Origin of the sequence: Exiguobacterium sp. RIT594 (assembly GCF_003339585.1) — a bacterium.
Lineage (GTDB): Bacteria > Bacillota > Bacilli > Exiguobacteriales > Exiguobacteriaceae > Exiguobacterium_A.
In genome coordinates this window covers 694,692-714,864 of the sequence record NZ_QPKF01000001.1, presented here as the reverse complement: position 1 = coordinate 714,864, position 20,173 = coordinate 694,692, and the positions used below count along the sequence as shown (strand labels likewise).

Genomic DNA, 20,173 nt, shown 5'->3' with positions numbered 1-20,173 from the left:
CACAGTGTGTTGTCAAGTTTTTTTCTTTACAAGGAAATCGTGGTCAGTCCTCTTCTCGGACTTCTTCGACCGTTTCTTTTTCTTCAAAGACATCTCCGAATAATCCATAGACGAATTGTTCGGCATCGAACGGTTGTAAGTCATCAATTTTTTCACCGAGACCCACGAATTTCACCGGCAAATCCAACTCGTTCTTAATCGCAAGGACGATTCCACCTTTCGCTGTTCCGTCGAGCTTCGTCAAAACGATCCCACTGACATCCGTCGCTTGTTTAAAGGCTTTTGCTTGCACCATCGCATTTTGACCGGTCGTCGCGTCAAGGGCGAGCAATACTTCATGCGGCGCCCCCGGAATTTCCCGTTCGATGACACGTTTTACTTTTTCGAGTTCATTCATTAAATTGACTTTGTTTTGCAGTCGACCGGCTGTATCGCAAATCAGGACGTCGACTTTTCGGGCTTTAGCAGCTTGAACCGCATCATAGATGACCGCTGCCGGGTCCGACCCTTCACCTTGACGAATGACAGGCACACCGGAACGTTCACCCCAGACTTGAAGTTGATCGATGGCACCGGCCCGGAACGTATCGCCAGCTGCAAGCATGACCGTTTTGCCTTCGTTTTTCAGACGGTTCGCCAGTTTACCAATCGTCGTTGTTTTCCCGACGCCGTTGACACCGACAAATAAGATGACATTGAGTTCGTGACTGAGATCCAGTTCCGACTCTTCCTCTTCCACCAACATGCTCGCGACGACTTCGACCAGTACGTCACGCACTTCTTTTGTATCCTTGACATTTTTACGTTTGACTTCAACTTTTAGCTTTTCAACAAGATCCATCGTCGTCGTGACACCGACATCGGCCTGAATCAATACTTCTTCCAACTCTTCGAAAAAATCTTCGTCGACTTCACGGAAACGGTAGACGAGATCGTTGACGGCATTCGCCAACCCGTCCCGTGTTTTCGTCAAGCCTTCCGTAAACTTCGACGTCACTTCTTGCGTGGATGTCGTCAGACGATCTTTTAATTTTTTAAAGAAACTCATTTTTTTATCCCCTTTGGTTCTACTTCTTCACTGAGTGTCCGTCTCGCTTCTTCCAGTTTAACGGATAATACTTCAGAAATACCGTTTTGTTGCATCGTAACGCCATACAGGACATCGGCGGACTCCATCGTTCCCTTTCGGTGGGTAATGATGATGAACTGTGTCTCGCGTGCCAGTTGATGGACGAACTCTCCAAACCGGGCGACGTTCGCTTCATCGAGGGCCGCTTCGACCTCATCGAGGACACAGAATGGGACCGGTCGTGTTTTTAAGATGGCGAATAGCAGCGCAATCGCAGTCAAGGCACGTTCCCCACCGGACAACAAGGACAGATTTTGTAACTTTTTGCCGGGTGGTTTGGCTACGATATCGATACCGCTTGTCAACAGGTCGGTTGGATCCACTAAAATCAAGTCGGCTTCCCCGCCGCCAAACAGTTCCCGGAAGGTTTCCCGGAAATGTTCCCGAACGGCTGTGTATGTCTGTTTGAACAATCGGACGACTTCCCGGTCCATTTCTTCAATGACAGCATACAAATCAGTTTTCGCATTGACTAAATCGTCACGCTGCGTCGACAAGAACGTAAAGCGTTGATCGACTTCAGCAAATTCCTCGATGGCACCGAGATTGACAATCCCGATTTCCTCGAGTTGCCGTTTCAAGAGATGTAATTCTTCCTTGGCTTCCTCGAATGAAGTGGTCAACGGTTGAATCAAGTCCGCGATCAGTCCCATTTCTTCCAGTGTTTCGTGACGTGTCTCAAGACGTGTGCTGAGTCGTCCCTGGGCGAGACGGGCTTGATCAAGACGTTGCGTCGTCGCCTGACGGGCTTCCGTCAATTTCGCTTCCTGAATCCGTAACAGACGCAAGTCTTCTGCTGCCTGCCGGATTTTTTTCGTCACAAGCGTCAATTCATGTTCGACTGAAGTTTGTTCTTGTTGCATCTGCATTTTTTCAACGTGCAGCGCATCAATCTTCGCTTCATCGAATCCTTCTAGAATATGTTTCAAATCACGTCGTTTATGACTTCTTTCTAATTTCGCATGACTCAGTGTCTCGCGGAGACGCATGACTTCACGATCGATTTGATCGCGTGTCATACTGACCGTCCGTTCTTCAAGCAAGGCTTCTGCTTGTTGTTGTTTTAATTCTTCGACTGCAACAGCCCCGCGTGACTGCGCTTCTTTCAGTTGATCGAGAGCCTGGCGCAGTTCCACTTGGCGTTTCGTCAACTGTTCCATGTCCTGCTCTGATGTTGCAATGATTGCTTTTGCTTCGGCCGCTTGTTCAGCAAGGCGATTCAGCTGACCATCGTGAACCGATAATTCCGAAGCGGTGACGGCGAGACTGCGTTTCGCCTCTGTAAAGGCTTCACGGACACTTTCCAGTTGCGCCTGGACCAGTTGAATGTTGCGGACATTTTCTTCAAGTGAACCGGCAAGTTGTGCGTTAGCTGTTCTCATTTCATCACGGCGTCGCTCTTGTTCCCGAATAACAGCCTGACCCTGTTTTAATCCTGTCTGCAACTCTTCCAGTTCACGCGACTGGCTGAAGAGAGGGGTTCCTTTTTTCCGACTGCCTCCCGTCATCGATCCTCCGACGTTGACGACATCGCCTTCGAGCGTCACGATCCGGTAACGGTGTCCTGTCGAACGGGCAATCGTATTCGCTTGTTCAAGCGATTCCACGACCAGAGTCGTCCCAAGCAGATTCTCTTTCAGTTTGATGAAATCTTCCCGTGTCGTGACCAGATTGCTCGCAACGCCGAGGTAGCCCGACATGCCGGACAGACTTTCTTGCACGGAAGCACTCAGTTCACGACGCTGAATGGACGCGAGCGGCATGAATGTCGCCCGACCGGCATTCAACCGGCGTAGTTCTTGAATCAGTTTCCGGCCTGTCACATCTGTATCGACGACGACATTTTGCATCGCTCCGCCGAGTGCCGTTTCGATTGCCGCCTCAAAACGGGCAGGAACGGTAATCAGTTCCGCAACAGCGCCATGGATACCGGCAATCCGGTCACGTTGTTTCAAAACGGTTTTGACGGCTCCGAAATAGCCACTGTAGTCCGCTTTGACCGATTCCAAAAACTCGATCCGGTCTTCCGTCTTATCGCGACGCCGGTGGAGATCGATGATGGATTGCTCCATTTGCCGCAACGTCTCTTGTTGCTGACGGTGCTGGTCTTGTTGTGCGTGTTCTTCTTGACGCAACGTTTCTAAACGGTTCCGCAACTCTTCCACCTGTTGCCCGAGACGAATCGTTTCCGCTTCATACGTCGAGCGGTCCGTTTGTTTTGACCCGACATTTTCCGAAAAGCTGATTTGCTGTTCTTCTGCATGAAGGAGATCTTGTTTGGCACGGTGGTAAGCATTCGTTGACGCCGCCAGACGGCTGGCTACTTCAAAGGCTTCCGAACGTAATTGTTCGGCTTCTTTTTCAAAATCCCGGTCGGAGTAAGACAAGGCAGCATCGGCTTGTTCCCGTTGCGCCACAGTATCGAGGTACAGTTGCTGTGTCTGTTGCTGTTGTTTCAGCACCGCCTGTTCCTCTTGCTCGATTTGCGCTACCCGTTGTTCAGCAACTGCTACTTCCTGTTCCAGACGCGCCTTCATTTCCGCCCCGTGTTTTTCCCGCTCTTTCGCGAGGTTCAAAGCCCCTTCGATTTCAACGAGTTTATTCGAGACAAGCCGTAAACGATCCTGCATCTCCGTCTCAAGTCGCCGCGTCTCTTCTAGCGACGTTTCTTGCGTTTCCCGTGTTGCAATCGTATCTTGCAATCGGTCTTGTTCCGTCAATAATTGAGTTTGGCACGATTCGATTTCCGTCGACACGTCAGCAAGCTGTGTCTTATATTGTTGAATTTCGGTTGCAAGGATGCCCCGTTCCAAGAAGTCGTACCGTTCCCGCGCAACTAAAAATTCTTTTGCCAGTGACGCCTGTTCTCGTAATGGCTCAATTCGTCCACCCAGTTCAAATAAAATGTCATCGACCCGTGACAAATTTGTTTCTGTATCCGTCAACTTTCGTTCGGCTTGTTTTTTACGGTTCCGGTATTTTAAGACGCCTGCTGCCTCTTCGATGACCGCGCGTCGTTCTTCCGGTTTTCCGGAAATCACTTGTTCGACCCGTCCTTGACCGATGATGGCGAACGCGTCACGCGACAATCCGGTATCCATGAATAAATCCAGAACATCTTTTAATCGGCATGGTTTTTTATTTAAAAAATAATCACTGTCGCCGTTCCGGCTGACACGCCGCGTTACATTGATTTCTTGATACGGCAAGGCCACAGTCCCCGACTCATTGTCGAGCACGAGCGTGACTTCCGCAAATTGTTTCCGGTGTTCCGTGATACTTCCGGCAAAGATGACATCTTCCATCTTCCCACCGCGTAATGATTTAGCTGATTGCTCACCGAGCACCCAGCGCACAGCATCCGATATATTGGACTTCCCACTGCCGTTTGGTCCGACGACGGCTGTGACTCCCGGAAGGAAGTCGAGCTCCGTCCGACTGGCAAATGACTTGAAGCCATTGATTTCAATTCGTTTTAAGTACATCTTGACCACCCATATGTTTAAATTTCTTTTTGATTTTCTTTTAGTTTACCATAGCCGAAAGGTCTACAAAATGGTAGCTTTTATGGTAATGTTAGGCTTAAAGAAATGAAGAGGAGATTTTAAGACATGACAATTGAACAAATGATTGTAGACATTCTGGATAAATTAAACATTATCAACAAAGGCGTCATCAAGGCGGAACAATTCGACGGCACAAAAAATGATGATTTAAAAGAGATTTACGACTTCGTCATGATGCGTGAGTCCTTGACGTTAGCAGAAGTCGATGCTATCGTCGACGAACTGAAATCACTCAAAACCGTTTAAGATCCTTCAAAAAAGGCACTCCATTTTAAAATGGGTGCCTTTTGCATGTCAGAAGCTGTTTTTGAGTTCCAGCAAGGCTTGTTTAGCTGCTTGCTGTTCGGCTTCTTTTTTCGAACGACCGGTCCCGATGCCTTCCAGCTTATCGGCGATGTGTACGCGCGAGATAAACTCACGACTGTGCGCCGGACCACGTTCCTCAATGATTTCGTACTCGATTTGTCCAAGTCCGACCCGTTGGATGGCTTCTTGGAGCTGGCTTTTAAAATCAGTTTGTTCTTCAAAAAATCCAGACGCCACTTTCGGAAAAACCGCTTCGGCGAGGAATCGTTCTGCAGCTTCAATCCCTTGGTCCAGATACAAGGCTCCGATGAAGGCTTCAAACACATCCGCAAGTAACGCCGGACGATTTCTTCCCCCTGTCAGTTCCTCCCCTTTACCAAGTAGAATCATTTCAGAAAACTCATAATGATTCGCGAACTGGACCAGTGACGGCTCACACACGATGGCCGCACGCAGCTTTGTTAATTCCCCCTCGGAACGTTCCGGATAGTGCTGAAATAAATACCTGGAGACCGTCAATTCTAATACGGCATCGCCTAAAAACTCCAGACGTTCGTTATCCCCATCTGATTCACGTTGTTCATTTACAAAAGAAGAATGCGTAAATGCTTGCTTCAATAGTTCTACATTCGCAAAATGAATATCCAGCCGTTCTTGCAACTGGCTGAACTTCTGTTCAATTTGCGCCAAAGCCCGTGAGTCTTTCCGTCGCTTTACATACGGTCCTTTTCGGACACGACGTCCTTTTTGATTCGTCATAATGCCTCCTAAACAGCTAAATCCCACCGCAAAAACGCGGTGGGCCCAGCTTCATGTATTAGACTTGTGTTTCAATGTAGCTGACGACATCGCCGACTGTTTTTAGGTTTTCTGCTTGGTCATCTTCGATTGTGATTTCGAATTTGTCTTCGAGATCCATAACGAGTTCCATGACTTCAAGTGAATCTGCTCCGAGATCGTCTTTAAACGATTTGTCGAGTGTGATTTCACTCTGTTCTTTGCCTAACTTCTCTGCGATTGCTTCTTGCACGTCTACTAAAATTTGTTCTTTTGTCATTTGAAAATCCCTCCATGAGTTGAGTATATAAGATGATTGCCAATTTGGCAAAGTAGTACCACAGTTCACTTACATTGTCATGCCGCCATCGACTGCCAAAGTTTGACCAGTGATGTAACGGGCATTGTCTGATGCGATAAAACTGACAAGCGACGCGATATCTTCCGTCTGACCAAATCGTTTTAACGGAATTTGGTCGAGTGTCTGATTGCGTTGGGTTTCTGTCAATTCATCCGTCATATCGGTTTCAATGAAACCGGGACAAATCGCATTTGCTGTAACGCCTTTGCTCGCCAGTTCACGTGCGACCGACTTCGTAAATCCGATCAGACCGGCTTTTGCCGCCACATAGTTGGCTTGACCCGGATTACCGGTGATTCCGACGACGGAAGCGATATTGATGATGCGCCCGCTCGATTTCAATAAGGGGCGCGTCGCTGCTTGCGTCACAAGAAACGCACCTTTTAAGTTCGTATTCAGAACGGCGTCAAAATCGGCTTCTTTCATTCGCATCAACAGACCATCCCGCGTGATACCGGCATTGTTGACGACGCAATCCAACTGGCCGTACGTATCCAGTGTCGTCTTCAGCAATGCTTTCACCTGTTCGGCGTCTGCAACGTCTGCTTGGACGGCGATGGCTTCCCCACCCGCATCGACGATAGACGATACGACTTCTTCTGCTTTTGCTGTATTACCGGCGTAGTTCACGACGATCCGGAATCCGTCTGTCGCCAATCGTTTGGCGATAGCGGCTCCGATTCCGCGTGATGCACCGGTTACGAGTGCTACTTTATTCAACGAATCGCCTCCGCTTCCAATTGTTCAAGTGTCGTGATGCTGACGATCTTGACATCTTTTTTAATCCGCTTGACGAGACCACTCAGTGGTGATGACGGACCGAATTCGATAAATGTATCCGCACCCTCTTCAATCAATTTTTCCACGCACGATTCAAAACGAACCGGTGAATACAATTGTTGAACCAGTAAACGAATCAATTCATCCGGCTGATCGTGAAAATCACTATCGACGTTCGAGATGAATTTTGTTTTCGCCGCCTGGAAAGGTGAAGAAACCAAGATATCTTCAAATCGTGAGGCGAATGGAGTCATTAACGACGAGTGGAACGCTCCCGATACATCAAGCGGCAGGACACGTTTCGCACCCAACTCTTTTAATTTCGCAGTCGCTGTCTCGACAGCTGCAACTTGTCCTGAAATCACGAATTGTCCCGGACAGTTGTAGTTTGCGATTTGGACGATTTCTCCTGTTGCTGCGATGGACTCGACTGCATGATGCGCGGCTTCGACATCGTTCAGCCCGATGACAGCTGCCATCGTACCGCCTGTCACTTGATTCATCAGATTACCTCGTTCGCGAACGAGGTAAACCGCTTCACTTGCTGTTAACACAGACGCTGCAACGAGTGCACTGTACTCTCCGACACTATGTCCGAGTACAAAGTCCGGTCGATGGCCAAGTGCCGCATAACGATTCGCAAGCAATGTGCTGTGTGCAACGATGGCAGGTTGTGCGATTTCTGTCGGCTTCAAATCTTCTTTTGTGCCCGTCGTCAATAAATCCGTCAAATCGAGACCAATCCGTGTCCCAAGGTCCATCAATGCTTGACGTGACTCTTCATGATGTAGAAGCGTTTGTCCCATTCCTGGCATTTGTGAACCTTGACCTGGAAACATCCAAACCGTTTTACCCATCCGTCTCACCCCTTTAGATTTCTTTTGTTGTCTTTGCCTCGATGATTTTTGTGACTACCTGCTGTTCAACCATTTGTTCTGCTTGTGCCAATGCCCGGCTGAATGCGTAGGCATTGCTTGAGCCGTGTGCTTTGATGACCGGAGCGGCAATTCCGAACAATCCGGCTCCGCCGTATTCTTCATAAGCAAGCAGTTGTTTCATTTTTTTCAGTTTCGGCTTTAGAATCAAGGCCGCAATTTTTGAACTGAATGAACTCATGAATTGTTCTTTCATGACACCCATGATCATGCTGGCAGCACCCTCTGTACTCTTTAAGAGCGTATTTCCGGCAAATCCTTCCGTTACGATGACATCCACTTCACCGCTCATCGCTTCTCGCGCCTCAACGTTCCCGACAAAATGGATCGGAGCGGTCTCAAGCAGAGGATAGGTCTCTTTCGTCAGGGCGTTGCCTTTACCGGCTTCTGATCCGATATTCAGCAGAGCCACTTTCGGCTGTTTGATTCCTCTGACTTGTTCTGCGTAGACCGACCCCATGATCGCATAATCCAAAAGATGTTCTGCTTTTGCATCTGGATTGGCACCAACATCTAGGATGACGACCCCTTTTCCATTTCGGGTCGGGAAGGTCGGCGCTAATGCCGGACGGTCAATTCCTTCGATTCGACCGATCACGAACAATCCGGCTGTCATGAGTGCACCCGTGTTGCCTGCTGAAATCAAGGCATCTGCCTCTTTTGATTTCACCAGGTTTGCAGCCACCACGAGTGAACTATCTTTCTTGCGACGGATTGCGCGGACCGGTTCATCTTCTCCGGTAATGACGGATGCAGCATGGACGATTTTCACACGTGGATCCTTGATGTCATACGAACGTAACTTCAATTCATCGCCGACCAACCGAATTTCAACCTGTTCCGTCGGGCGTTCCGCTAAAAATTGGACGACTCCTTCTACGATGGCGCGTGGAGCATGATCTCCTCCCATTGCGTCTACTGCTAAAATCATCTTGACTCCTCCTTACTACTTCGATACACCGTAAATTCACCGATGAACACACACTCATCGCCGACAAAACTCTCGACGTTGATGTCCGATCGTCCATCTTGTCGATGCGAGCTGACGAAAGCTTTCGCCACGACACGTTCACCAACATGGACGGATCGCGTAAACTGGACATTGGCTTTTGTCGTCAAGGCCAGTTCATCATCAATCAGGGCGATTGCCAATGAGTTCGCTTGGGCAAACAAAATATGTCCGCGGGCGATCGCATTTCGGCTGAACGCGTGTTCCGGTAGGATTTCTAAAATCGAAATCGCCGATGTATCCAGTTTCAGGTCAATCATATCACCAATGACTTCATTTTCAGTCAATGTACGCACATCATCTAACCGTTCTGTTGCGACGTGTTTGATCCGTTCACGTAGTTCCGGAATCTTCATTTCCATCCGGTCCAGACGAATCGTCTGGATACTGACGTTGAAATGAGTCGCTAACGCTTCATCCGTAATGAACGGATTTTGTTCAATTGTATGCTGTAATTCAGTTTGTCGCTCTTTTTTAGGTACCCGCATGTATGTTCCTCCCACAAGAAGGATGTCTACCATTATCACCTGGTACTAATAGTAGTATATATCCCTTGTTGTTCACTTTCAAGTATTATTCGATTCTTTCTCCGTCCAGCAGTCCCTGCTGTTCGATGTATTGCCGTAAAACTGCGTACTCCGGTTGTTGCCAAAAGGCATCGGAACGTAACAGACGAACTGCGTCGTTTCGTGCAGTCTCCATCACTTGGATGTCGAGTGCTGGATCCGTCAGCACGAATCGGGGTAATCCGCTTTGCTCGGTTCCAAAGAAGTTTCCGGCTCCGCGTAATTCCAAATCTTTTTCAGCCAACTTAAAGCCGTCGTTTGTCTCAGTCATCGTTTTAATCCGTTCTTTTCCTGTATCGGAAGACGGATCAGCAATCAGGATACAAAACGATTGGGCTACTCCCCGCCCGACCCGGCCGCGTAACTGGTGTAATTGGGCCAAACCAAACCGTTCCGCATCATAAATGACGATAATCGAGGCATTCGGGACGTTGACACCGACTTCGACGACGGTTGTCGAGACCAGGACTTGCACTTGATTTTCTTTAAAGGCCTGCATGACGTCGTCTTTTTCTGACGAACTGAGACGGCCGTGCATCAATCCGACACGTTGCGTGGAAAACCGTTCTGTTAAAAGCAAATGCAGCTCGATTGCATTTTGCACATCCAGTGATTCAGATTCCTCAATCAGTGGCGTGATGACATACGCTTGATGACCGAGCAGTAACTCTTTTTCGACAAACCCAAAGACACGTTCCATTTGTTCCGGTTTTGCCCAATAAGTTTCAATTTCTTTTCTTCCTGCCGGCATCTCGTCAATGATTGAGACATCCATATCACCAAACACGGAAATCGCAAGTGTCCGTGGAATCGGTGTGGCCGTCATATAAAGAACATCCGCCTGCTCCGCTTTCGCCCGGAGACGTTTTCGTTGTTCGACACCAAACCGGTGCTGTTCATCCGTGATGACAAGATGAAGATCCTTAAAAACGACCGTATCTTGAATCAAGGCATGTGTCCCGACTAACACATCAATTTCCCCTTGCCTTAATGCTTCCAGTAGGAGCACCCGGTTTTTTCCTTTGACGGAGCTCGTCAGTAATCCTACTTTGATTCCGAGCGGCTCGAGCAATGGAGCCAGTGATGAAGCATGCTGTTCCGCTAAAATTTCTGTCGGCACCATCAATGCCCCTTGTTTATTGGCACGGACTGCGGTGAAGAGGGCGATGGCTGCCACTACCGTCTTCCCGCTTCCGACATCCCCTTGGAGAAGCCGGTTCATCCGTTCCGGTCGATGCATATCGGCTAAGATTTCTTCCGTCACACGTTGCTGTGCTCCCGTGAGCGGAAAAGGTAACGCTGCGATGAATCGGTCGATTTCTTGCTGGAACAACGGCAAAGCAAGACCTTGTCCCTTTCGTTTTCCGAGACGTAACGTCTGTAACTTCAGTTGGAAGTACAGGCATTCTTCATAGACATAACTTCTCCGGGCAGTCGTCAAATCTTGCCGGGTCGTCGGGAAGTGCAACCGGCGCAACATCGTCATGCGATCAAGTAACCGATACGTTTTGCGAATGTTATCTGGAACGCGTTCTTCGAGTGTGTCGCTTTCGGCAAAAGCCAGTTCGACAACCCGCCGGAATGTCTTCATCCGCATATCTCCTTTTAGCGAATAGACCGGCGTCAATTCCCCTTCAATCGCTCCGAATTGTAATTCCGTCGCCGAAATCGTCATGCGGTGTAAATCCCATTTACCACTGACCGTCACTTCTTCGCCGAGTTTTAACTGCTCTTTATAAAAGGCACGGTTGAACATCGTCACGGTGACGCTGTAACGGTCTTCGACAAGCAGACGGAATGTGAGCCGGTTTTTTCCTTTTCCATAATAACGGACAAGCGCTTCCGATTGAACCTGTCCCGTGAATTTCACTTTGTCTTCATGGATGGCCTCTGTCAGACTGCCGGTCACAAAATCGTCATAACGAAACGGGACGTGCTCAAGCACGTCCGCAATCGTCAGCATATCCATTTCTTCGAGTTTACGGGCTAAATCACGCCCCACTCCTTTTAATGCAGTCACTTTACTTAATGGATTCATTCGAGAGTTCCCCAAAGATTTTTGATTCGAGCCAACGTCCGGTCGGTGTGTTGGCGAGTCCTCCTTTGGCCGTTTCCCGTAAAGCGGATGGCATCATTTGACCGATTTCATACATCGCGCCGATGACTTCATCACACGGAATCCGTGACGTGATGCCGGCTAACGCCATATCAGCAGCGACAAGCGCATTCGCTCCGCCCATCGCATTCCGTTTTACACACGGTACTTCGACAAGTCCGGCAACCGGATCACAGACGAGTCCTAGCATATTTTTCAGGGCGATTGCAAAGGCATGGGCCGATTGATCGGGTGTTCCACCCGCCATTTCAACGATTGCCGCCGCCGCCATGGCCGTTGCCGAACCGACTTCCGCCTGACATCCACCCGCCGCACCGGAAATGGACGCATTGTTCGCCACGACGAAGCCGAATGCTCCGGATGTAAACAAGAAACGTAGCATCTGTTCGCGACTCGGATTCAAGCGTTCCCGAACTGCGAATAATGTTCCCGGGACGACGCCCGCACTACCGGCCGTCGGCGTTGCACAAATTTTGCCCATCGCGGCATTGACTTCATTCGTTCCAATCGCCTTGCTGACGGCATCTAACAACAGATCACCGGATAACCCTTGACCGCTCGCCCGGTAGCGTTGCAGCAAGACGGCATCGCCGCCGGTCAGACCGGTGACGGACTCGACGCCGTCCCCTGTCAGCGAACGTTCGACCGCCGCTTCCATGACTTCGAGATTCCGTTCCATCATCCCGAGGACTTCATCCCGCTCAAGGTGCCGAACGGTCATTTCCTGTTCAATCATGATTTCTGAAATCGGTACCTTTTTTTCAGTCGCCAGTGCGACGAGTTCTTTTACGGATTTAAACATCTCTTCACTCTCCCATCATGACAGAACGCTCGACTTGTGGTAAACGGTTGATTTCTTCAAGTACAGCAGTTGGCATCCGGTCATCGATTTCAATGGCCATCAATGCCTGTTTGCCTTTTTCATGGCGCGATACTTCCATGTGTCCGATGTTGATTTCATAATCGGCCAAAATGCTTGTGACGGCCGCAATCGCACCAAAACGGTCATGATGCAGGACGATCAGGGCCGGTCCGCCGCCTGATAACTTTAACGGCACACCGTTCAACTCGGTAATCTCAATCGTTCCCCCGCCGATTGAAATACCCACGAGTTCAAACTCCGCCTGTCCATCCGTCAAATGAACACGTGCCGTATTCGGATGGTCCGTCAACGCCTCACTTGTTTCAAAATGAATCCGGATCCCTTTTCGTTCCGCAATCTTGATTGATTCCGGAATCCGGTCGTCAAACGTATCATAGCCGAGAACACCGCCGATAATGGCGACGTCCGTTCCGTGTCCCCGGTACGTGTCCGCAAATGATCCATAAAACGTAATCGTAATATCCGTCGGCTGTTCACCAAACAGTTTCCCTGCCATTAATCCAATCCGTGCTGCCCCCGCTGTATGCGAACTGGATGGTCCGACCATGATCGGACCGATGATATCAAATACACTCCGGTACTTCATCTTCTTTTCCCCTCTCTTCCAACTAAACAAAAATCCCACCTCTATTATCGCAGATGGTGGGATGTGTGAAAAGGTACGTTCACGTTTTATATTATTCGACGCTCAGGATATACGAGTAGAGCGGCTGTTTGCCGTCATGCACTTCTACTTCCGCTTCCGGATTGATGGATTCGATGTAGGCGACAAGTTCGTCAACCTCTGCTTGCGCCACGCCTTCACCAAACAGGACCGTGATGATTTCATCTTCGTCCGTCACGAGTGTGTCAACGAGTTTCTTGACCGCACCGAGACTCGAATGATCCGTTGCGATGATTTGTTTTTCGGCGATCGCCATATGATCGTCTTTTTTAATCTCGACACCATCGATGCTCGTATCGCGGACGGCATATGTGACTTGACCGGATTTAACAGCTGCAATCGCATCCGTCATATGACGTTCGTTTTCAGCGACTGTCGCTTCCGGATTGTAGACGATTGTCGCGGCAAGCCCTTGAGGAACTGTTTTCGATTTCACGACCGTCACACCGCAAGAAGCAACCGATGCCGCTTGTTCTGCCGCCATGATGATGTTTGAGTTGTTCGGATAGACATAGACATGTTCCGCATGGGCATCTTCAATGGCTTTAACGATGTCTTCCGTTGACGGGTTCATCGTTTGTCCGCCTTCAATGACGACACTGACACCAAGTGATTTAAAGAGTTCGCTGATTCCTTCGCCCATCGCTACTGTCACAAGTGCCGACTGTGCTTTCGCTTTCGTCGCGACTGGAGCTGCCACCTGATTGACACCCTCTTCTTCGAGGATTGTCGAGTGTTGTTGACGCATGTTTTCAATCTTGACGGCGACGAGTTCACCAAACCGTTGACCTTTCGTGATGACTTCACCCGGTGTTTCAACGTGAACGTGAACCTTCAATAACTCTTCGTCGGCAACGACGAGTAAAGAATCTCCGAATTCCGCAAGTTCGTTCCGGAAGGTTTCTTCGCTGAATGGTGTTTTCGCCAATTTATCGTCCTGGAAACGAACCATGATTTCCGTGCAGTAGCCGTAATGAATTTCTTCCGTCGACATGAAGCTTTGAGCCGATTTGTGATGCTCTGCTTCGACGAGTGCTTCCATGACCGGTGCATGCGGCTTTTCAAGCTCTTTCCCTTCGAGTGTCGCAAGGAATCCTTCATAGATACAAACAAGTCCCTGACCACCGGAATCGACGACGCCGACTTCTTTAAGTACAGGTAACAAGTCCGGTGTACCTTCGAGTGATACTTTTGACGCTTCAACGATACCGCGCATCAATTCAAGCAGATCAGTCGTTGTTTCTGACTGGGCAATGGCTGCGACAGCTGTCTCGCGTGCCACTGTCAAAATCGTTCCCTCGACAGGTTTCATGACTGCTTTATACGCTGTGTCGACCCCTTTTTGCAGGGCATCTGCGAATTCCTTTGTATCAATCGCATCTTTGCCTTCGATTGATTTCGAGAACCCCCGGAACAATTGGCTTAAGATAACGCCGGAGTTCCCGCGTGCTCCCATTAAAAGACCACGCGCAAAAACCGTGGCAACTTCTGAGACTGAGTCTGTCGTTGTTTTTGCGGCTTCTTTCGAGCCCGACGTCATCGTCAAATTCATGTTTGTTCCCGTGTCACCGTCTGGGACCGGGAAAACGTTCAGCGAATCGACAAAATCCGCATTTTGATAGAGATTCGCTGCGCCATTCTGGATCATCTTGACCAGTTGCGCTCCTGTTAAACGATCTACGCTCACTAAAGTTTCCTCCTCTATTCCCGCCTTAGACATTCGTCAAGCGGACTCCTTGGACAAAAATATTCACAGATGTCACTTCTAAACCAAGTGCCTGGCTGAGTGAATACTTCACACGGCTCTGGACGTTGTTTGCGACTTCTGAGATTTTTGTTCCGTAACTAACAATGATATGCATATCGATGTGAACTTGTTCCGATACCTGCCGGACGATGACACCGCGTGCAAAGTTTTCGCGTTTCAACAGTTCAGCCAGTCCGTCTTTGATCTGCGACTGGGATGCCATACCAACGACACCAAAACATTCCATCGCTGCTCCGCCTGCAAGTTGCGCAACGACATCGTTATCTACGTCAATTTTTCCATAAGTCGTTTTCATCTCGATCGCCACTTGAGTAGCCCCCTTTGTTAATTGTGTTCTTCTCATAATTCTACTATAAGGACCTACTATTGAAAAGTCGCCGTACTGACTATACAATGAATATGTGAAAAATAGTAGCGGTCAAATGAACTTTTACCATCATCCTCATTCATTATTTTAAATTTTGAGGTTGTCTGTCAAGTTTTTTTCTTGTCAGCTACTTTTTTTATGTTGCAACCGTCTTAACAGCATGCTAAGATAGCAAAGTGTCTATTAGGACGAACGCAAAACAACATAAAAGGAGGCGGAACACATGGCACGTAAATGCTACGTTACTGGGAAATCGCCGAAGTCGGGAAACAACCGTTCACACGCATTGAACAAAACGAAACGCACTTGGGGAATCAACGTACAAAAAGTACGTATCCTCGTTGACGGTAAACCTAAAAAGGTTTGGGTTTCAGCTCGAGCGCTCAAATCAGGTAAAGTCGAACGCGTATAAGGCGCAGTAACCGGATGGGAATCTTCCCTTCCGGTTCTTTTTTTGGTCTTTTTTTATTTTTCTTATAAACTAATTGTCGGACTAATTGAAAACGCTTACAATAAATGAGCAGTTATTTTTTTCAAGGGGGAAGGGTCAACATGCAGTTAAAAAGAGAAATGACAAGCCGGCATCTCTTCATGATTTCACTTGGAGGGATTATCGGTACGGGACTGTTCCTCGGTTCTGGATTGACGATTTCGCAAGCGGGACCGCTCGGGGCGGTTCTCAGTTACATCGTGGGTGGGACCATCATGTATCTGACGATGTTATGTTTAGGAGAGATGGCTGTCCATATGCCGGTCTCCGGATCTTTCCAAACGTATACGACACGGTTCATCGGACCGGGTATCGGATTTGCGGTCGGTTGGATTTACTGGCTCGGTTGGGCGGTCACGGTGGCGCTCGAAATCACGGCAGCCGGCAGTCTGATGGACCGGTGGTTTCCGGATACACCAATCGTCATCTGGTGTGCAATTTTCACCGTTATTTTATTCGGTCTCAATGCGGTATCCGCAAAAGCCTTCGGGGAGGCTGAATTCTGGTTCTCGAGTCTGAAAGTCCTTGCCATTCTATTTTTCATCGCGCTCGGGGGAGCAGCTTGGTTTGGCTGGATCGATATGACAGCAGCACGTCCGGAAAGTTTATTTGCCAATTTTACATCAAACGGATTATTCCCGAACGGTGCTCTTGGGGTATTGACAACGATGATTGCCGTCAACTTTGCATTCCAAGGGACCGAATTGATCGGGGTTGCTGCCGGAGAATCGAATGATCCAGAAAAATCGATTCCAAAAGCAATCCGTAATACCGTCTGGCGGACGTTCATCTTCTTCGTCCTCTCGATTACGATCGTCGGGGCGTTAATTCCTTATGAAACAGCCGGCGGCATCAGCAGTCCATTCATCATGGTATTTGATGCGATCGGAATTCCGTATGCAGCCGATTTAATGAACATCGTCGTGTTGACCGCCTTACTGTCGGTCGGAAACTCGGGGTTATACGCTGCTACCCGGATGTTATGGTCGATGTCACAGGAAGGTATGATTTCGAAGAAACTTGCCATCGTCAACTCACGTGGGGTACCGATGCGTGCTTTATGCTTTACGATGTTGTTTGCGATGTTATCGCTGTTGACTGCCTTTTTCGCGGAAGATACCGTCTTCATCTGGCTGTTATCACTCGCCGGACTCGGGGCACAAGTCGGATGGATTTCGATTTCCGCCTCGCAGATTGCCTTCCGTCGTCAATTCATCAAAGAGGGACATGCTGTCAGCGAATTAAAATTCAAGACCCCGTTCTTCCCGGTCTTGCCGATTATCTCGTTTTCTTTGAACATGCTTGTACTGATCAGCCTGGCTTTCCAAGCGGATCAACGGATTGCGCTGTATATCGGCGTTCCGTTCTTCGTCTTGACGTGGGCCTCTTACCATCTGTTTGTCAAAGGAAAACATATTGCGGCTCAAACCGAACGTCAGGCAGCCAGCTCGACATTGGAATCTTAAAAACAAAACTACAAAAAAACGTGATCGACTTTTAGGATATCCTAAAGCCGATCACGTTTTTTAGTGGTCTGACAAACTTCGTAAAGCAATCACTTCACCGGTATGCACCGTCACGTTCGCCACTCCGTGCTGTGTCCATTCATTGCTGACGGTCAATGATCCGCCGATCGGCACGTCATGATTCGTCAACGGATACTTGACCCCGCGGAGGGTCAGACGTGTCGGAACGAGCGGGATGAAAGAGAGATAGTGAAATCCATCTGCCTCAATCTCATACGTCCCCGGCTGTAAGAAACGAACCTCTTCCCGCTTCGTCATCAAGCGGACTGCCGGAAATTGTTTTAGCAGATAGACGTTTTGAAGCGTCATATCAAGTCGTCCTCCGGTCGCACCGAATATGAACACTTCCGTTGCTTCATACTGTTGACTGACATGGCGTAAAGCCAGTTCCAAGTCGGTCTCATCCTTTTCAGCCGGATGGATGATCGCTCCTTCCGGTTTGTATCCGAGCGAATCAAAGTCACCAATCGCCAAGTCAAAAGCGAGACCTTGCTGCGCCAATTCGGTGACACCTCCGTCAACGGCGATGACAACCGTCTTCTCATTCAGAAACGGTTTCAGGGACGGGATGTCTTCTGTCGGACCGGCCGCTACAATCACGACCCGCATCAGACACCTCGTGCCGAATAACGAAGAAGTCGGGGCGCTGTCGTAAACAGAAGTCCTGCGACAATACCACATAACAGATACGATGGAACCATATACATCGCGTTATAGATCAACGAGTACGGAACGACCGGCCCTTCCGCATATTCAGCGAAGAACACGATTCCGCTGATGACGTGACAGACATAACGCAAACCTGCACCAAGCAATGTCGCACCTAGTACAATCGCCATCAAACGGCCATTCTTCCCGGCTGCTGCTGCTTTTTTGACTTGCCGTGCGAATAGTCCGCTCAGTCCGACGACTCCAAACGCAATCGTATAATCGAGTAACGGCTGAATGACTGTCAGAATTTGCGGAGCGAACATCAGTTGGATCGTTCCGACGAGCGCTCCCGTCACGACCCCACCGATGACACCATGACGAAAGGCCATGACGAAGATTGGCAGCATCGCCAAACTGATCGAACCCCCTTGCGGCATTTTAAACGGGATTAATAAATCGAACACCACACCAAGACTTGCAAAGATTGCAATTTCCATTAACATTTGTAGCCGTTTCATCCTTTTTTCCTCCTAAAAATAAAATCGCAGGACGGCAAAAAGACAGTACGACGAACGCCGTACTGCCTGCGTGCGCCACATCCCTACGTCCGTCTGAACGGAACAGGTTCGAAGGGTTAAAGTCCAATCACTTCTCTCAGCCGCTTGACGCGACACCCCTTGCGGTCTTCATTCAATTTTGATTCTGCTCTTATTATACGTGAGCGGCATTCCGAATACTAGTGATTGCTTCTGAATAATCCGGTGCATTGTAGATAGCGGAACCTGCAACAAGTACGTTTGCCCCATTCTCAATGCATAATTTCGCTGTTTCCGCATTGACTCCGCCATCGATTTCAATCTCAAACGATAGATCGTGTTCCGCTTTCATTGCAGCCAGTTGATTTAATTTCTTCATGACACCCGGAATGAACGCTTGTCCGCCGAATCCCGGATTGACCGTCATCAATAAGACCATGTCCACATCCTCGAGCACGTGTTCGATCGTCGACAGCGGCGTATGCGGATTGAGCACGACACCCGCTTTTGCTCCGGCTGCTTTGATTTGTTGTAGCACACGATGGACATGATTCGTCGCCTCGACGTGGAAGGTCACGATATCAGCCCCTGCTGCAACGAAGGCTTCGACAAAGTTTTCCGGACGATCAATCATGAGATGGACGTCGAGAACCATATCTGTTTTTTGACGTAAACTGCTTAAGACAGGAAGTCCGAATGAGATGTTCGGAACAAATTGACCGTCCATGACATCGAAATGGATATAATCGGCTCCGGCTGCTTCAACGGCTTTGACATCCCGCTCTAAATTTGCAAAATCTGCTGATAAGATTGATGGTGCGATTTTAATCATCTTAATACCTCCGCGTCCGATTCTTGATTTCCTCTACAAACATACCATAATTCGTATACCGGGAAGCCATGATTTCCTGGGCCTCGACGGCTTGTTTAACGGCACAACCAGGCTCATTCAAATGCAGACAGCCACGGTACTTACATTCGTCCTGTAAAGCAACAAATTCAGGGAAACACCACCGTAACTCCTCGAGTTCCATTTCGTGCGGAAAATCAAGATTCGAGAACCCCGGGGTATCTGCAATCAATCCTTCGCCAAGCGGGATCAATGTCACATGACGGGTCGTATGGCGTCCACGACCAAGCGCCTTCGAAATATGACTCGTTTCGAGTGCCAACGAAGGTTCCAAGGCATTCAACAACGAACTTTTCCCTACACCGGATTGTCCGGCCAGCACACTCGTTTTATCTTTTAACAATGGACGGACGGATTCGACTCCGGCCAATGTCTCACTTGACGTTTCGATGACGTGATATCCGATGGTCCGGTACGCGGAAATTGCTTCCAATACCCCTTGTTCGGCTTCACCTTGTAACAAGTCCATCTTCGTCAAGATGATGATCGGTTGAATTTCCTTTGCTTCAATCAAGACTAAAAACCGGTCCAACAGATGGGCAGAAAAATCAGGTTCTGCTGCCGATACGACCAACAACGCTTGATCGATATTGGCAACTGGCGGGCGGACCAGGAAATTTTGACGGTCCTTTACTTCCAGGATATATCCGGTCTCACTTTCGATGTGTAACACGACCTCATCGCCGACGACAGGGCTGATGCCCCGTTTTCTGAAATTACCGCGTGCCCGTGAACGGATTTCACCTTGAGGCGTCATGACATCATAAAATCCACCCTGTAAACGGATAATCGTTCCATCCCGATTGTCTTCAATTCGATTTTCTGCCATCCTA

General features: G+C 48.8%; 20 protein-coding genes and 1 riboswitch. Of the genes, 3 read left to right on the top strand and 17 right to left on the bottom strand.

Annotated elements, in window-relative coordinates:
• Positions 1 to 43 precede the first annotated feature (43 nt).
• Together ftsY and smc are read right to left on the bottom strand one after the other, a co-directional pair.
• Positions 44 to 1,048, bottom strand: coding sequence for a signal recognition particle-docking protein FtsY (gene ftsY / locus DVG79_RS03520; RefSeq protein ID WP_114595480.1), 1,005 nt, complete (start codon positions 1,046 to 1,048; stop codon positions 44 to 46).
• Complete coding sequence (smc, locus tag DVG79_RS03515) at positions 1,045 to 4,614, bottom strand: chromosome segregation protein SMC (RefSeq protein ID WP_114595479.1); 3,570 nt, start codon at positions 4,612 to 4,614, stop codon at positions 1,045 to 1,047. Before smc ends, ftsY begins: the two co-directional genes overlap by 4 nt.
• Positions 4,615 to 4,740: 126 nt before the next feature.
• On the opposite strand from smc, the gene DVG79_RS03510 reads away from it, so the two are divergent.
• Positions 4,741 to 4,941, top strand: a complete 201-nt coding sequence (locus tag DVG79_RS03510) for a DUF1128 family protein (protein ID WP_026827983.1) — start codon at positions 4,741 to 4,743, stop codon at positions 4,939 to 4,941.
• Positions 4,942 to 4,989: 48 nt separating this feature from the next.
• Here the strand turns inward: DVG79_RS03510 and rnc are convergent, their stop codons facing one another.
• From rnc to DVG79_RS03455, 11 genes are all read right to left on the bottom strand, one after another.
• Positions 4,990 to 5,760: a ribonuclease III gene (gene rnc / locus DVG79_RS03505; protein WP_034769816.1), complete on the bottom strand. Its 771-nt coding sequence runs from the start codon at positions 5,758 to 5,760 to the stop codon at positions 4,990 to 4,992.
• 58 nt (positions 5,761 to 5,818) lie between these two features.
• Positions 5,819 to 6,058, bottom strand: coding sequence for an acyl carrier protein (gene acpP / locus DVG79_RS03500; protein WP_012370777.1), 240 nt, complete (start codon positions 6,056 to 6,058; stop codon positions 5,819 to 5,821).
• Between the two features lie 69 nt (positions 6,059 to 6,127).
• Complete coding sequence (gene fabG, locus DVG79_RS03495) at positions 6,128 to 6,859, bottom strand: 3-oxoacyl-[acyl-carrier-protein] reductase (protein ID WP_114595478.1); 732 nt, start codon at positions 6,857 to 6,859, stop codon at positions 6,128 to 6,130.
• Positions 6,856 to 7,776 carry an ACP S-malonyltransferase gene (fabD, locus tag DVG79_RS03490; RefSeq protein ID WP_114595477.1) on the bottom strand — a complete coding sequence of 307 codons (921 nt, stop codon included), beginning with the start codon at positions 7,774 to 7,776 and terminating at the stop codon, positions 6,856 to 6,858. The genes fabG and fabD overlap by 4 nt, the downstream gene beginning before the upstream one ends.
• 13 nt (positions 7,777 to 7,789) lie before the next feature.
• Entirely contained in the window at positions 7,790 to 8,785 is a 996-nt protein-coding gene (plsX, locus tag DVG79_RS03485) for a phosphate acyltransferase PlsX (protein WP_114595476.1), read from the bottom strand.
• Positions 8,782 to 9,351 carry a transcription factor FapR gene (gene fapR, locus DVG79_RS03480; protein WP_114595475.1) on the bottom strand — a complete coding sequence of 190 codons (570 nt, stop codon included), beginning with the start codon at positions 9,349 to 9,351 and terminating at the stop codon, positions 8,782 to 8,784. The genes plsX and fapR overlap by 4 nt, the downstream gene beginning before the upstream one ends.
• A gap of 85 nt (positions 9,352 to 9,436) precedes the next feature.
• On the bottom strand, positions 9,437 to 11,467 hold the full coding sequence (recG, locus tag DVG79_RS03475) for an ATP-dependent DNA helicase RecG (protein ID WP_114595474.1): 2,031 nt from the start codon (positions 11,465 to 11,467) through the stop codon (positions 9,437 to 9,439).
• Positions 11,451 to 12,347: an L-serine ammonia-lyase, iron-sulfur-dependent, subunit alpha gene (gene sdaAA / locus DVG79_RS03470; RefSeq protein WP_114595473.1), complete on the bottom strand. Its 897-nt coding sequence runs from the start codon at positions 12,345 to 12,347 to the stop codon at positions 11,451 to 11,453. Before sdaAA ends, recG begins: the two co-directional genes overlap by 17 nt.
• Before the next feature lie 4 nt (positions 12,348 to 12,351).
• The gene (sdaAB, locus tag DVG79_RS03465; RefSeq protein WP_114595472.1) at positions 12,352 to 13,014 is read right to left on the bottom strand and encodes an L-serine ammonia-lyase, iron-sulfur-dependent subunit beta; all 663 of its coding nucleotides are present in this window, start codon (positions 13,012 to 13,014) and stop codon (positions 12,352 to 12,354) included.
• Between the two features lie 91 nt (positions 13,015 to 13,105).
• On the bottom strand, positions 13,106 to 14,779 hold the full coding sequence (locus tag DVG79_RS03460) for a DAK2 domain-containing protein (RefSeq protein WP_233494515.1): 1,674 nt from the start codon (positions 14,777 to 14,779) through the stop codon (positions 13,106 to 13,108).
• Between the two features lie 25 nt (positions 14,780 to 14,804).
• The gene (locus tag DVG79_RS03455) at positions 14,805 to 15,167 is read right to left on the bottom strand and encodes an Asp23/Gls24 family envelope stress response protein (protein WP_026827974.1); all 363 of its coding nucleotides are present in this window, start codon (positions 15,165 to 15,167) and stop codon (positions 14,805 to 14,807) included.
• 283 nt (positions 15,168 to 15,450) lie between these two features.
• On the opposite strand from DVG79_RS03455, the gene rpmB reads away from it, so the two are divergent.
• Entirely contained in the window at positions 15,451 to 15,639 is a 189-nt protein-coding gene (gene rpmB, locus DVG79_RS03450; protein ID WP_012370787.1) for a 50S ribosomal protein L28, read from the top strand.
• A gap of 140 nt (positions 15,640 to 15,779) precedes the next feature.
• Positions 15,780 to 17,183 (top strand): amino acid permease, encoded by a 1,404-nt coding sequence (locus tag DVG79_RS03445; RefSeq protein ID WP_114595470.1) that lies wholly within the window; start codon positions 15,780 to 15,782, stop codon positions 17,181 to 17,183.
• Between the two features lie 60 nt (positions 17,184 to 17,243).
• Here the strand turns inward: DVG79_RS03445 and DVG79_RS03440 are convergent, their stop codons facing one another.
• The 4 genes from DVG79_RS03440 to rsgA form a co-directional block, all read right to left on the bottom strand.
• Positions 17,244 to 17,852 carry a thiamine diphosphokinase gene (locus DVG79_RS03440; RefSeq protein ID WP_114595469.1) on the bottom strand — a complete coding sequence of 203 codons (609 nt, stop codon included), beginning with the start codon at positions 17,850 to 17,852 and terminating at the stop codon, positions 17,244 to 17,246.
• A complete protein-coding gene (gene thiT / locus DVG79_RS03435; RefSeq protein WP_114595468.1) occupies positions 17,852 to 18,412 on the bottom strand; it encodes an energy-coupled thiamine transporter ThiT in 561 nt (186 codons plus the stop codon). The genes DVG79_RS03440 and thiT overlap by 1 nt, the downstream gene beginning before the upstream one ends.
• 63 nt (positions 18,413 to 18,475) lie before the next feature.
• A riboswitch (TPP riboswitch) is annotated at positions 18,476 to 18,582 on the bottom strand.
• 23 nt (positions 18,583 to 18,605) lie between these two features.
• Positions 18,606 to 19,262 (bottom strand): ribulose-phosphate 3-epimerase, encoded by a 657-nt coding sequence (rpe, locus tag DVG79_RS03430; protein WP_114595467.1) that lies wholly within the window; start codon positions 19,260 to 19,262, stop codon positions 18,606 to 18,608.
• Between the two features lies 1 nt (position 19,263).
• Complete coding sequence (gene rsgA, locus DVG79_RS03425; protein WP_114595466.1) at positions 19,264 to 20,169, bottom strand: ribosome small subunit-dependent GTPase A; 906 nt, start codon at positions 20,167 to 20,169, stop codon at positions 19,264 to 19,266.
• Positions 20,170 to 20,173 lie beyond the last annotated feature (4 nt).